This window comes from Prolixibacter bellariivorans ATCC BAA-1284, from assembly GCF_000621705.1.
Lineage (GTDB): Bacteria > Bacteroidota > Bacteroidia > Bacteroidales > Prolixibacteraceae > Prolixibacter > Prolixibacter bellariivorans.
This window is the reverse complement of the sequence record NZ_KK211332.1, coordinates 395,429-409,156: the sequence shown is the minus strand read 5'-3', so window position 1 is coordinate 409,156 and position 13,728 is coordinate 395,429. Positions and strand designations below refer to the sequence as shown.

Genomic DNA, 13,728 nt, shown 5'->3' with positions numbered 1-13,728 from the left:
GTTGCTGTTTTGGGTAAATAAGCCACTAATTTAGCGATAATGAGAGTAAATTAACAGGAATTGAGGAACTGATTTATCGTTAATCATTATCCATCTTATAGAGATATTTTGAAGGTTAGATAAGTTGTATCATCAAAATTTCAGGGACAAAGAATGAAGGATAACCGGCTTATGTTTATGCTTTTCAACACGCTAGCACGCTGAATTTTTCCTTATATTCGTGTCGGTATCGCACACGGTACGAGAACACATCCAAACCAACTAACCATTATGAAGGAGAACAGACGAACTTTCCTGAAGAAATCGTCGGTGAGTGCAGCCGGCATCACCATTGGCGGAATTGGAATGACAGCTAAGAGTTACAGTCGCATTATTGGCGCGAACGACCAAATTAACGTGGCCGGTATCGGAACGCGAAGTCGGGGTGATTACCTGGCCGGCGAATTTGGGAAAGCGGCAGGAGCAGTTGTGACGCATATTTGCGATGTCGATGCACGAGTAGTCGACAAAACCATTAATAACATCAAAAAAGCGACAGGAAATGCTCCCAAAGGTGAACGAGACATTCGGCGTTTGCTGGAGGATAAATCGATTGATGCGGTATTTATCGCGACACCCGATCATTGGCATGCGCCCGCTTCATGGATGGCGATGGAGGCCGGAAAGCACGTGTATGTAGAAAAACCCTGTTCGCACAATCCGAAAGAAGGGGAGTTGCTGAAGAAATTTCAGACCAAATATGGGAAGGTAATTCAGATGGGGAACCAACAGCGATCGGCTCCCGAGACCATCGAGGTGATTCGGGATATCCACAATGGTTTGATTGGCGAGGTGTACCTGGGAAAAGCTTTTTACAACAACAAGCGTGGAACCATCGGTGTGGGAAAAACTGTTCCGGTTCCGGATTATCTTGATTGGGAACTTTGGCAGGGACCGGCACCACGGGTAGCGTATCACGATAATTACCATCCGTATAACTGGCATTGGTTCTGGAATTGGGGAACCGGCGAAACGTGCAATAATGGAACGCATGAGCTGGATGTATGTCGCTGGGCTTTGCAGGTCGATTTTCCCAAACATGTAAAAGCCACCGGCGGTCGCTATTTTGATAAAGACGATGACTGGCAGTTTTACGATACGTTACTCAATCACTACGAATTTAAGGGCAACAAAACAATTACCTGGGAAGGGCAGAGTTGCAATGCTGCGAAATTGTATGGCCGCGATCGGGGTTCCGTTATTTTCGGAACGAAAGGCTCGGTTATCATCGATCGCTCTGGATATGAAGTATATGATTTGAGTGGTCATAAAATCCGGGAACACAAAACCGGGCAAACCTCAAGTACTTCCGATACAGTAGGAACCGGTGATATGATGACGTTAAATCATATCAATAACTTCCTCGACACGGTTCGCGGAAAGCATGTCGAGCAGCATTCCCCAATTGATGAAGCGCATAAATCAGTTCTGCTGTGTCACCTGGCCAACATTGCCTGGAAGATGAAACGCCCGCTTACCTGCGACGAAGAAGATGGCCATATCCTGAACGATAAAGAGGCGATGGCGATGTGGGGCAGAACCTACGCGGAAGGGTGGGAGCCCAAAATATGAAAACCACAAGCATTTTTTTTTCAATGATAGCATAGAGTAAGTGTAAAGTAGTTGTCCGGTAGGACGACTACTTTTTTGTGAATTGAAAATGGATTCAGAAAGAGAAATATGTATTCGTTCGTTCCCGGCGATGGGAACCCGGCTCGATATGCTCATCCTTGGACAATCGCCGCAAGTTTGTGAAATGCTTTTTCATGAAATCAATCATGAGGTCGAGCGGATTGAGATACTTTTCAGCCGATTCCGGGAAAACGGTCAGGTATGGGAAATCAATCAACAACGCCATGCTCGATGGATTAAAATCGATTCAGAAGAACTTTGGCAGGCATTTCTTACCTGTCGTGAATATCATGCAACAACACAGGGGATTTTCGATATTAACATGGGTGAAGTATCAGCTCTTTGGAAAGGTGAAAAAGAAACACCCTTAGAGAATGAAGTAGCGGAACGTCTTCGTTCATCCGGTATGAAGCAGATGGAATACGATGAGATTGGGCAACGCATCCGTTTCCTTTCGGGGAAACCCGGAATTGATTTTGGAGCATATGGCAAGGGGTATGCGCTCGCAAAAGTCCGGGAGATTCTGATAGCTCATCAGGTTACACAAGCTGTCATTAATTTTGGGGACAGCTCCATTTTAACATTGGGTAAGCATCCTTCCGGGGAATACTGGCCCATGTCTGTCCGGAATCCAATGAAACCGGGGGATATACTTCACGAGTTCAATATGAAGAATCATTCGCTGACTACATCTTCCAACAGGTTGCTGGCGGACGATGGGTGGAGCCGGAAGTTTCATCATGTCATTCATCCGGTAACCGGAAAACCGGTCAGCGAAGGTAAGTCGGTATCGGTTTTAAGTAAATCTCCGCTCGACGGCGAAGTTTTGTCCACTGCTTTCATGTTACTTTCACCAGAACAATATGCTGTTGTTTTGAATGAATTTGAATACGATGAAGTCGTGGTAGTTACTTTCAGTTCAGGGGCCTCAATTCAGAAAAAACAATTTCTTTGTAATAACCAAACTAAACCAAACCAATCGTTATGAAGGACGAACGGACACGACGGCAATTCATCCGCGACGTTTCGTTACTCAGCAGCTCGGCTGTGCTTGGAGCGTCGATGCCATGGCTAAAAGCGATGGCCGGGGAAACTCAGGCTGGAAATGGAGCTTCCGACCGGGTTCGTCTTGGATTTGTCGGCGTTGGAGACCGTGGTCGGGCTTTGCTGCTCAATTGTCAGCAGTTGGAGAATGTTGAAATTGCAGCGGTTTGCGATAACTATGAACCGCATTATCAGCGAGCCGTTGAACTAACCAATGGCAAAGCCAAGGCATTTTACGATTACCGGAAAATGCTTGATGAGGCTGATAAGCTGGATGCAGTTATCATTGCCACACCGCTTCACGAACATGCTCACATTACCATCGATTTTCTAAATAGTGGCATTCATGTATTTTGTGAAAAATCGATGGCCCGGACACTGGAGGATAGCAAAGCCATGACATTGACCGCTAATCGTACGGGTAAAATTTTGCAGATTGGTCATCAACGGATGTTCAATCCGGCTTACCTAAAGGCTTACGAACGGGCCGCATCCGGGGAGATAGGACAGATAACCCAAATCAGAGCTTACTGGCATCGCAATAACGATTGGCGCCGGCCGGTTCCGAAAGGGCGCCCCGAACTGGAACGGAAAATCAACTGGCGCATGTACGACGAGTACTCTGCCGGATTGATGACTGAGCTGGCTTCTCATCAAATCCAGGTGGCGAACTGGTTTTTGGGAGAAACGCCAACGCGGGTGATGGGCTCGGGTTCCATCTGCTTCTGGAAAGATGGCCGTGAAGTTTACGACAATGTTGCCTGTGTTTACGATTATCCGAAAGGAGTGAAGGTCATATATGATTCGGTGATCAGTAATCGAAAATACGGGCTGGAAGAGCAAATAATGGGACATTTGGGAACCATCGAGCCGGAGGTTCGCAAGATTTATTCGGAAAATCCGCCCCCCGCGCCTGGTTTCCTTCAGTTGATAAATAACCTGGAAAAGGATATTTTCGAGACGATTCCCATCGGCGGTGCTAGTTGGGTGCCCGAAACGGCCGTTCAATACAAGGGAGAATACCTGGTGGAGGATTACCAGTATGATGATACATTACTGGAAATGGAGGGTTTTGTATTGGCGGTTCGGAATGGCAGGCCTTATCCGGGATTGCTGCGCGAAGGCTACAATGCGACAGTGGCAGTATTGTTGGGATTACAAGCAATGCAGGAAAATCGTATCATTGAATGGCCCGAAGAATATGCCTGGAAAAAGAATACCGAACTTGTTTGAAAGTAGTGAAGTCGAGAACCAATAAAATAAGAAACTGTGAGTGATTGGATTATAACCCGGCAACGAAGAAGAAAAGAACTGATCTTCTGGGGAATCAGTTTCATCATCGCATTTCTGATGAATGTCTACAGTATCGCGAGATTCAATACTTCGTGGAGCGAACTGTATTCGCAACTGCACATCGTTTTGCTCATCAGTTTTGTGCTATATGCCCTTATTGGCATCATCAGGCTGATTATTTTTGGAATCCTCAAACTAATCCGAAAGATGGCCTGACCGAAAATATTATTCTAGAATCATCCGTTTATTGAAACATTGCGAAAAGCCCGAAACGGATCACTTGCATCATAAGAGGAAAACAGAAGGTAAGTGCAGTTCCGTAAAAGGAGCACTTACCTTTTTATCTTTAGGATGGATTGAAATCAATGGTTCGGCGCTGACGGTTGCTTTCGATACAAGCTTCCAATACTTCGATCACCTTTTTCGATTCTTCGGGTTTCACCAGCAATTCTTTTCCATGCCGGACGGCTTCGTACAGGTTTTCGTAAAATACCTTGAAGTTACCCGGAATGGTTCTCACCTTGCCTTTGTATTCCACGCCATTTACGGTTGTATGCAAAGTTCCCCACCACTCTTCCGGTTCTTCATTCCAATCAGGCTCATCGGGTAAACGGCCTTCGGTCAGCATAGCTTCCTGTTGATCGATTCCCCACTTCAGGAAAGAGCCTTCGGTTCCGTGCAGAATTATGCGTGGTCCCGGTTCCTTAACCAGGTAGGAACTTTTCAGAATGGCATTAAACCCATCGTAATGTAAACGGATATCGAAGTAATCCGGAACTTCACCTCCGGCGCGGTGAGCCGCCAGGTGACAGGTAACAGCTTTCGGATCGCCGAAAAGAACCAGAATCTGGTCGACCAGGTGTGACCCCAGGTTGAAAAGCACACCGGTTCGTTCATCGCCTGTCTCTTTCCAGTTTCCCTCGCGGATAAAATTCCGGTAACGGTCGAAATGCGATTCAAACTCCACTAAACGTCCCAGCGCGCCGGCTTCCAGAAGACTTTTCACGGTAAGGAAATCACTATCAAGCCTTCTGTTCTGGTACACTGTTAGTATCCGGTTGTTTTCTTTGGCCAATTGAATCAGCCGGGCAGCTTCTTCGGTGGTTTTGGTGAAGGGTTTTTCAACCACCACATGTTTCCCGGCTTCCAGTGCTTTCATCGTCATTTCGTAATGGTAGGTATCGGGCGTATTGACGATGACGAGTTCAATTTCCGGATCGTTGATAATCTCGTCGTATGAACGAACGATTGTTGCTTCGGGATAATTTTTTGCCGAAAGATTTTTAGTTCGTTCCAGTATTTTAGTGATTTGGAAATGAGGATTAACCTTGATTGTCGGTCCATGAAAAACCTGACCCGACATGCCAAAAGAAGCCAGTGCTGTTTTAATTATTTTTTCCATAAAGAATACATATTACCGTTATTCAAAGATAAGATTTCTGATTTAGAATGCTGGTTTTGAAAAAGTTTCAGTTAAACATATTGTAGAACATTTGTGTCATTGAGCATAAACGCTTGATAGGTGATTACTCAAGCCATAACTTTAAGCAAAGTAATCATTCATCACGAACCATCCCCGGATTTCAGATTTCTGTCTTATTCTAGGGTGTAAAAAACTTCGATTATGGTACAAAATATTCTAAGCAATTACTCAGAGGTTTTCAGACAGCAGAAACTGGAAGGACACATATCTCCGGGACCAGTTATCACGATTTCGCGCGAATGCGGATGTTCTGCCAAACGTATTGCGACTAAGCTGTCGAAAATATTGACGGGATACAGCTATCTGTCGGAAACTAAAACCGACGTTGAGTGGCGCTGGATTAGCAAGGAAATTCTGGAGGAGGCTTCCAATGAATTGGAAATGGATCCAAATCATGTAAAAAACGTTTTCCTGAGCGAGCGAAAAGTGCCTCTAGAAGAGGTGACTAGTGCTTTTTCTACCGAAAAGGTGTATGATGCCGACGACCAGAAAGTAATTGAAACGGTAGGAACGGTGATTCGTTCGTTTGCCATTGCCGGCCATCAAATCATCGTTGGGAGGGGAGGTGAAATTCTGAGCCAGGGAATCACCGATCGGCTGGCCATCCGGCTGGAAGCTCCGCTCGATTGGCGGGTGAACCGAATCATGCAAATCAGCAGCCTCTCACACTCTGATGCCCGGGATTATGTGATTGAAATCGATCGGCAGCGTGACCTTTTTGTGGAGCATATTGCCGGACGAAAGGTAAATAATTCCGATTTTGACCTGATTTTTAATTATTCTACGATGTTGGATGATCACATTGTCGATGCCATTGTGAGTGTACTTAAAAACAGACAGATTATTTAGAGTTAGAAAAAAACAAATTAACCGGAGGCGCTAATAATCAGTGCCTTTTTTGTGGTCTCTGATGCGGCGAAAATCAACATTTTTACTAACTTGCTGCTCATTTCACTGAAACTAACAAAACCTGCTTGGCTCCATGAGAAGATTTTCATTCCCCTTGGGATTGGGACTTTCCCTAATCGTTTTAATAACGCTTTCCTGTCAGCAAAAACCAAAGACGGGGGAGTGGCTTGTGATGAATTCCAATAATTTTGAGAAATTCTGGACGTTGAAGGATGTTCAGCACGATGACCAGCATTTTGTGCTGGCTGACAATAATTCCGGAATACACAGCAAATTTTTGTTGAAAGATTTCAAAGTCGAGGCAAACGTAAGAACAACCGCCGGGGCAGAAGGAATTTTTTGCATTCATTTTCCGGAGGATGCCGATATTCCGGAACACTCAGGATATCATGTTTTCATTAATAACAGCGATTATGGAATAGGAAACCAGGAAAAAACCGGGAGCTTGAGTCATATTCGGAACAACTTTGTCCGGACAGCGAATGATGGCCAATGGTTTAAACTGGCTGTTGAGGTCGAAGGACATCACATTGTCGTCAGTGTAAATGGTAAAAAGGTGACCGAGTACAACGAGCCAATTTTGCCTATGCGGAATAAGCAGTGTGCCAATATGGTTTTTTCGGAAGGTACACTGGCGCTGTACAAAACTTCGGTGGATGGCGAAATTGATGTCAATGAAGTGCGGGTGATGCCATTGGCGGAAAAAGAAGAAACGAAAGCATCGGAACCCGAACACGAAGATGATATTACGCGACAACTCACATTATTGAATCAAAAAGGATTTCCGGTAATTGATTATCATTCGCACCTGAAAGGCGGCTTGACAATGGATGAACTCCGCAGACATGGTCGCGAATTGGGCATCAATTATGGCGTAGCAGCTAACTGCGGATTGAAATTCCCGGTAACGGATGACAAGACTTTAAATGAATACCTGGAAAGCATCAAAGATGAGCCGGTGCTCAAAGCCATGCAGTGCGAAGGAAGAGAGTGGGTAAAGCTTTTCTCACCGGAAGCAGTGGCAAAGTTCGATTACATTTTCACCGACGCCATGACCTGGACCGATGATAAAGGGCGAAGGATGCGGCTTTGGATTCCGGAAGAAACATTTGTCGATAACGATCAGCAATTCATGGAAATGTTGGTCAGTCGCATCGAATCCATTATGAGTCAGGAGCCGGTGGATATTTACGTTAATCCGACTTTTTTACCGGATGTGCTGGCAAAACGTTATGATGAATTGTGGACACCAGAACGAATGGATCGTGTTATTAAGGTGTTGAAAGATAATGATGTGGCTCTGGAAATCAACGCGCGTTACCGGATTCCGAGCATAGTCTTTATCAAACGGGCGAAACAATCCGGTCTGACGTTTTCTTTCGGAACGAACAATGTCGCCAACGAGTTAGGGCGGTTGGAGTATTGTTTACAAGTAATAGATTCAGTAGGTTTAACACCCAAAGATATGTTTGTACCCCGGCCAGCCGGGAAGAAAAAAGTACAATTAAACGGATTACCTGAAAAAATCACGGGTTAACTGCACTTCAGTCAACTACGAGTATTTTTTCATTAATTTATCACATGTGCAAAGATTGGTTGCATTTCTGAAAAAGAGGGACGGGAGTCCCTCTTTTCTTTGTCACTCAAAATTGTTTTGTAAAGTAGCAGACTTACTATTCTCTTCTTATTTTTGAATCCATGGAAAATCTCAATTTAATCGCTCATCTTCCGGGAGAGATTCATCCTTCATGGAAGTCGTTTCTGAATCATGAAATAATTACCATACTGGAAAATATTGAAGAGCAAATCTCATCTTCTCACTATACGCCTGCGCGCGAAAAAGTCTTGCGGTTTTTAACGCTTCCGCTGAATGAAATGAAAGTGATTATCCTGGGACAGGACCCGTATCCGCAGGAAGGAGTGGCCACCGGTCGTGCATTTGAAGTGGGCACATTGAAATCATGGTCAGAACCTTTTCGGAATGTTTCGTTGAAGAATATTCTCAGGCTACTGTATAAAACCTGCAATGGTCACGTTGTTAAGTTCAACGAGTTGAAAGAACAAATCGGCCAGGACTTTCAGATTCTTCCTCCGGGAGAACTTTTTAAACATTGGGAAAAACAGGGAGTACTCTTGTTGAATACGGCTTTTACATGTGAGGTGGGAAAGCCGGGAAGTCATAGCGCTTACTGGCAGCCTTTCACCGAGCGTTTGTTAAAATTTCTGGCAGCTGAACAACCATCAGCCAGTTGGTTCATTTGGGGAAATCACGCAGAAAAGGCGGTTTCCGGACTTGATTTGAAATATGCTTATCACACGCAACATCCCATGATGTGTTATGATAAACCGGGCCGCACCAGCGACTTTCTATTTGGCAAGGTCAATCCTTTTGCCGCTTTAAAGAATGAAATTGACTGGACCGGTTTTGACAATTCCGTTAGAAAGGTAAGTCAACCGAGACTGTTTTCTGAATAGAACGAGATACATTTTTCATTGCTTTATGCCGAAAAACATCCTGATAAGGTGAATTTCGATGGAAAGGGATATCTCTCTGAACTCTTGTAATATGTAAAATGTTATGATTGATATTTAGCAGCCTTCTTGCAGGAAACTGCCTGAAAATCCTGTCATGGCGGCGAATATTTAGTAACTTGCAATGAGTCGAATTATCCATAAAAAATCAGATAAAATGTTCAAAAAGGAGGTTTACATAGAGCGGAGAAATCGTCTTCGCGAAAAGATGAGCGGAGGATTGGTTTTGCTCCCCGGAAACGTGGATGCACCCATGAATTATCCGGACAACACTTATCATTTTAGGCAGGACAGTACATTCCTCTATTTCTTCGGCATTAACAAACCCGGGCTTTTCGGTGTGATTGATGTAGACGAAGGAACGGATATGCTTTTCGGTAATGATGTCGATATTGATGACATCATCTGGATGGGGCCGCAACCATCGCTGAAAGAACAGGCTGCCGAAGTGGGTGTTAAATGCACCGATTCATTTAATGAAGTCTATGCCTACGTGAACAAAGCTTTGTGGCAGGGCCGCAGAGTACACTTTGTTCCTCCATACCGGGCCAATAACCGGCTGCTGCTAAAGGAGCTGTTAGGTATACATACCGCCAAATTACCCGATTATGTATCGCTCGAGCTGATAAAGCATGTTGTCGATATGCGTTCGGTAAAAGATCAGTATGAGATTGCCGAAATTGAAAAAGCCTGCGCTACCGGTTACGAAATGCACGTAACCGCTATGAAGATGGCCAAAGAAGGAGAAAGCGAACAGAAAATTGCCGGTATCATCGAAGGTATTGCCCTTGCTGGTGGCGGTGGCATTTCGTTCCCCATCATTTTGTCGCAACACGGCGAAACACTGCATAATCATGACCATTCGCTTACGCTGAAAAAAGGCAAGTTGATGTTGACTGATGCCGGTGCTGAAACGTCGATGAGATACGCTTCGGACTTTACCCGTACTGTCCCGGTAGGTGGAAAATTCACGCAAAAGCAGAAGGATATTTACGAAATCGTTTTGGCTGCCAACAACGAATCAACTGCTATGGTAAAACCAGGTGTCCGGTACCTCGATGTGCACCTGAATGCAGCTCGTGTAATTACCTCCGGCCTGAAAGAGCTGGGCCTGGTAAAGGGCGATGTCGATGAAGCTGTTCGTCACGGAGCGCACGCCTTGTTTATGCCTCACGGTCTTGGTCATATGATGGGCCTGGATGTTCATGATATGGAAGATTACGGTCAGGTTTACGTTGGATACGATGAAGAAACCCGCCCGATGGAACAGTTAGGAGCGGCCGGTTTACGTTTGGGCCGTCGTTTGCAGGAAGGCTTCGTGTTGACGAATGAGCCCGGTATCTATTTCATTCCTGCCCTGATTGAAAAGTGGAGAAAAGATTACATCAATACCGAGTATATCAATTTCGATAAGGTGATGGAATATGCCGATTTTGGTGGTATTCGTCTGGAAGATGATTTGTTGGTAACCAGCGAAGGTGCCCGAGTTCTCGGAAAACGTCTTCCCATCACGCCCGAAGAAGTGGAAGAAACCATGCGTGGTTAAAAAAATACGATGACATCAATGTCGAAACAGTCGGTTTTTCAAGCCGGCTGTTTTTTTTGGTTGATAGGGCAGCATTATGTATGAATCAACAATTTAGTGAGAATTGTGTTTGTATTGTCGATTAGTTAAGGCTGCAAATCGAAAAATATTAAATGCAGCCTGTAATGATAAAGGTCCTGTTTATACATATAACCATTGATTACATTTATCAACCAGACGGAAAATATTCAATTCAAGTGTTAACTTTAACAATATCAAAAAGATGAGAAACAAACTGGTGGTGCTTTCATGCGCACTTTGTGCCGGCTTGTTTTTTTCACTGACTTCCTGCAGTGAAAAGAGCAAGAAGGAATCAGCTGAACCGGCAATTAATCTGGCCGATCTGGATACGACAGTAAGTCCGACTCAGAATTTTAATGAGTATGCCAACGGTGGTTGGAAAAAATCTCACCCAATTCCGGCCGAGAAAAGCCGCTATGGTTCATTCGATCAATTGGGCGATAAAACAGAAGAGCAGGTAAGAACTGTTGTTCAGGATGCTGCCAATAAAACCAATGAGCCCGGAACTGTTGCCTACAAGATTGGCACCATGTACAATCTGGGTATGGATACAGCCAAAATCGAAAAGCAGGGTTTAACCCCGCTGAAACCATATTTCGACGAGATTGCCGCCATCAAAACTCCGGCAGATGTTCAGAAAACACTGGCAACATTCGAAACCTATGGATTTACAACTCCGTTTGGTTTCTATGCTGCACCCGATGCCAAAAACAGTGATTTGGTCATTTCTCAAATCTATCAGTCTGGACTCACTTTACCCGATCGTTCTTATTACACCGATGATAACGACCATGCGAAAAAGCTTCGTGCAGAATATGTTGACCATGTAGCTAAGATGTTCGGCCTAATGGGCGACGACGAAGCAACGGCAAAGAAAAATGCAGAGACAGTGATGAGCATGGAGACCCGGATGGCTAAAGCTGCTATGACTCGCCTGGAGCAACGCGATCCGGATAAAACATACAACAAAACGAATCTGAAAGGTTTGGTTAAAATAGCTCCTGATATTGATTGGGCGGACTATTTCAAGCGTATAGGTGTACAACCGGAAGACATCAATGTAGAACAGCCTGCTTTTATGAAAGAGGTTGACGCGATGATTAAAGATGTGCCGGTTAGTGACTGGAAAACTTATTTCCGTTGGTCGCTAATTGATGGTACTGCTCCGTATCTTTCTGATGCTTTCGTAAAACAGAATTTCGATTTCTTCGGAAAGACCATGAGTGGAGTAGAAGTAATGCGTCCACGTTGGAAGCGTGTTCAAAGAACAGTTAGTGGTTCCATGAGCATGGCCATCGGTCAGCTGTATGTACAGAAATATTTCCCGCCGGAAGCTAAGAAGCGTATGTTGAGCTTGGTGGAAAATCTGCGCAAAGCATTGGGTAACCGCATCAAGAATCTTGCATGGATGGGAGACAAGACCAAAGAGAAAGCGGAAGAGAAACTGGCTGCCATTGGTGTAAAAGTTGGTTATCCCGATAAATGGCGTGATTATTCAGGTTTGCAAATCAAAGATGACTCGTATGTACAGAACGTTCTGCGGGCACGCAAATTTGGTTTCGAATACAACCGCGACAAAGTAAATAAACCGGTTGACAAAACTGAATGGCATATGCCTCCGCAGATGGTAAATGCTTATTACAGTCCAAGCATGAACGAAATTGTATTCCCGGCAGCTATTCTGCAGCCTCCGTTCTTCTTTATGAATGGTGACGATGCTGTGAATTACGGTGCTATCGGTGTGGTTATTGGCCACGAAATGACTCACGGCTTCGATGATCAGGGACGTAAATTCGATAAGAATGGTAACCTGAATGACTGGTGGACCGATGACGACGCTAAGCGTTTCAATAAGCGGGCCGATGTATTAGTTCATCAGTTCGATCAATTCCTGGTTGTGGACACTGATACGGTTCACGCTAACGGACGTCTTTGTCTGGGCGAAAACATCGCCGACCTGGGTGGTCTGAATATTGCTCATGATGCTTTCAAAATGGGTAGTAAGGAAACCGGAAAGATTGACGGTTTCACTCCCGACCAGCGTTTTTACCTGGCTTATGCGCACGTATGGGCACAGAATATTCGCGATAAAGAAGCGCTCCGTCGCAGCAAAGAAGATGTACACTCTCTGGGCCGTTACCGGGTAATTGGCCCGTTGCGGAACTTACCGGCTTTCTATGCAGCCTTTAATGTTAAACCGGGTGATAAAATGTATTTACCTGAAGACAAAAGAGCTGTTATCTGGTAAGCAACAGATATAACTTATAAGGAAAATCCTACTTCGTTTTGAGGTAGGATTTTTTTGTTGTTAATATACTTATCGGTCCTTTTGTTTATTCCGGTATAAATTCACGATTGCTCAAAACTATTAAAGTAAAAGTGATTAAATAATTTGTAATGATTAAAAACACATTGTCAATTTGATGGAATCGAAATATTATTCGTTAATTGGGTTATAAATCGTAAAAAATTAACTTATTGGTTTTCACCTATGCTTGAAAGTTTAAAACATCAGGTTTATAAAGCGAGTCTGCGATTGGTTGAGCAGGGGCTGGTTATTTTTACCTGGGGAAATGTTAGTGCAATTGACAGGGAAAGCGGACTGGTTGTTATCAAACCTTCCGGGATTTCATATGACGAGATGATTCCTGCGGATATGGTGGTCGTAGATATTGACGGGAAGGTGATTGAAGGAGAACTGAAACCTTCTTCCGATACGGAAACGCACTTGATTTTGTACCGTAGTTTCCCAGAAATTGGAGCGATTGTACATTCGCATTCCGAATATGCAACAGCGTGGGCTCAGGCTGGCCTGGGCATTCCGCCGTTGGGCATCACGCATGCCAATTATTTCAATGGAGAGATTCCCTGCACGCCGCCGGTAGAACAGAAGCCTGAAGATGCAAATCCGGAACTGGCTACAGGCAGCGTAATTGTGGAAACCTTTAATAAGATGAACCTGGACCCGTTGCGCATTCCGGGGGTTTTGGTGTACGGTCACGGTCCTTTCTGTTGGGGGGAAGATGTGATCCGGGCGTTCGACCATACGGTCGTTTTGGAAACGGTAGCCCGGATGGCTCATCACACCCTGGCGTTGAAAAATGTTTCGCCGGTAGAGAAGCAATTTCTCGACCGTCACTTTTTTGATTAGAAAGAGGATAGTTATTTTTCAATCATAAAAAAAGAGACA

11 protein-coding genes are annotated in these 13,728 nt (G+C 44.6%); 10 read left to right on the top strand and 1 reads right to left on the bottom strand.

The genetic code is table 11. The features are described 5' to 3' along the window. The first annotated feature begins 270 nt into the window (after positions 1 to 270). The 4 genes from T426_RS0120980 to T426_RS0120965 all read left to right on the top strand — a co-directional run bounded on the left by T426_RS0120980 (position 271) and on the right by T426_RS0120965 (position 4,224). A complete protein-coding gene (locus T426_RS0120980) occupies positions 271 to 1,611 on the top strand; it encodes a Gfo/Idh/MocA family protein (protein WP_025863724.1) in 1,341 nt (446 codons plus the stop codon). Positions 1,612 to 1,699: 88 nt separating this feature from the next. After that, entirely contained in the window at positions 1,700 to 2,659 is a 960-nt protein-coding gene (locus T426_RS0120975; protein ID WP_025863725.1) for an FAD:protein FMN transferase, read from the top strand. After that, positions 2,656 to 3,948, top strand: a complete 1,293-nt coding sequence (locus T426_RS0120970; protein WP_027586245.1) for a Gfo/Idh/MocA family protein — start codon at positions 2,656 to 2,658, stop codon at positions 3,946 to 3,948. The genes T426_RS0120975 and T426_RS0120970 overlap by 4 nt, the downstream gene beginning before the upstream one ends. 36 nt (positions 3,949 to 3,984) lie before the next feature. Then, positions 3,985 to 4,224, top strand: a complete 240-nt coding sequence (locus tag T426_RS0120965; RefSeq protein ID WP_025863726.1) for a hypothetical protein — start codon at positions 3,985 to 3,987, stop codon at positions 4,222 to 4,224. Positions 4,225 to 4,354: 130 nt separating this feature from the next. On the opposite strand, the gene T426_RS0120960 is transcribed toward T426_RS0120965, so the two are convergent. Then, positions 4,355 to 5,410 carry a Gfo/Idh/MocA family oxidoreductase gene (locus tag T426_RS0120960; protein ID WP_025863727.1) on the bottom strand — a complete coding sequence of 352 codons (1,056 nt, stop codon included), beginning with the start codon at positions 5,408 to 5,410 and terminating at the stop codon, positions 4,355 to 4,357. A 222-nt stretch (positions 5,411 to 5,632) separates the two neighbouring features. Here T426_RS0120960 and T426_RS0120955 point away from each other — a divergent pair, with 222 nt between their 5' ends. From T426_RS0120955 to araD, 6 genes are all read left to right on the top strand, one after another. Continuing rightward, positions 5,633 to 6,340 (top strand): cytidylate kinase-like family protein, encoded by a 708-nt coding sequence (locus T426_RS0120955; RefSeq protein ID WP_025863728.1) that lies wholly within the window; start codon positions 5,633 to 5,635, stop codon positions 6,338 to 6,340. Between the two features lie 133 nt (positions 6,341 to 6,473). Then, entirely contained in the window at positions 6,474 to 7,937 is a 1,464-nt protein-coding gene (locus T426_RS24655) for a DUF1080 domain-containing protein (protein ID WP_081782377.1), read from the top strand. A 161-nt stretch (positions 7,938 to 8,098) separates the two neighbouring features. Further along, complete coding sequence (locus T426_RS24650; RefSeq protein WP_025863731.1) at positions 8,099 to 8,875, top strand: uracil-DNA glycosylase; 777 nt, start codon at positions 8,099 to 8,101, stop codon at positions 8,873 to 8,875. 214 nt (positions 8,876 to 9,089) lie between these two features. Beyond that, positions 9,090 to 10,478 (top strand): aminopeptidase P family protein, encoded by a 1,389-nt coding sequence (locus T426_RS0120935; RefSeq protein ID WP_025863732.1) that lies wholly within the window; start codon positions 9,090 to 9,092, stop codon positions 10,476 to 10,478. A 262-nt stretch (positions 10,479 to 10,740) separates the two neighbouring features. After that, on the top strand, positions 10,741 to 12,786 hold the full coding sequence (locus T426_RS0120930; RefSeq protein ID WP_036985523.1) for a M13 family metallopeptidase: 2,046 nt from the start codon (positions 10,741 to 10,743) through the stop codon (positions 12,784 to 12,786). Positions 12,787 to 13,029: 243 nt separating this feature from the next. Then, on the top strand, positions 13,030 to 13,689 hold the full coding sequence (araD, locus tag T426_RS0120925; RefSeq protein ID WP_027586243.1) for an L-ribulose-5-phosphate 4-epimerase AraD: 660 nt from the start codon (positions 13,030 to 13,032) through the stop codon (positions 13,687 to 13,689). The last annotated feature ends 39 nt before the right edge of the window (positions 13,690 to 13,728 follow it).

Coding starts and splice junctions, on each gene's coding strand:
- T426_RS0120980 (WP_025863724.1), top strand. CDS start 271: ATGAAGGAGAACAGACGAACTTTCCTGAAGAAATCGTCGGTGAGTGCA.
- T426_RS0120975 (WP_025863725.1), top strand. CDS start 1,700: ATGGATTCAGAAAGAGAAATATGTATTCGTTCGTTCCCGGCGATGGGA.
- T426_RS0120970 (WP_027586245.1), top strand. CDS start 2,656: ATGAAGGACGAACGGACACGACGGCAATTCATCCGCGACGTTTCGTTA.
- T426_RS0120960 (WP_025863727.1), bottom strand. CDS start 5,410: ATGGAAAAAATAATTAAAACAGCACTGGCTTCTTTTGGCATGTCGGGT.
- T426_RS0120955 (WP_025863728.1), top strand. CDS start 5,633: ATGGTACAAAATATTCTAAGCAATTACTCAGAGGTTTTCAGACAGCAG.
- T426_RS24655 (WP_081782377.1), top strand. CDS start 6,474: ATGAGAAGATTTTCATTCCCCTTGGGATTGGGACTTTCCCTAATCGTT.
- T426_RS24650 (WP_025863731.1), top strand. CDS start 8,099: ATGGAAAATCTCAATTTAATCGCTCATCTTCCGGGAGAGATTCATCCT.
- T426_RS0120935 (WP_025863732.1), top strand. CDS start 9,090: ATGTTCAAAAAGGAGGTTTACATAGAGCGGAGAAATCGTCTTCGCGAA.
- T426_RS0120930 (WP_036985523.1), top strand. CDS start 10,741: ATGAGAAACAAACTGGTGGTGCTTTCATGCGCACTTTGTGCCGGCTTG.
- araD (WP_027586243.1), top strand. CDS start 13,030: ATGCTTGAAAGTTTAAAACATCAGGTTTATAAAGCGAGTCTGCGATTG.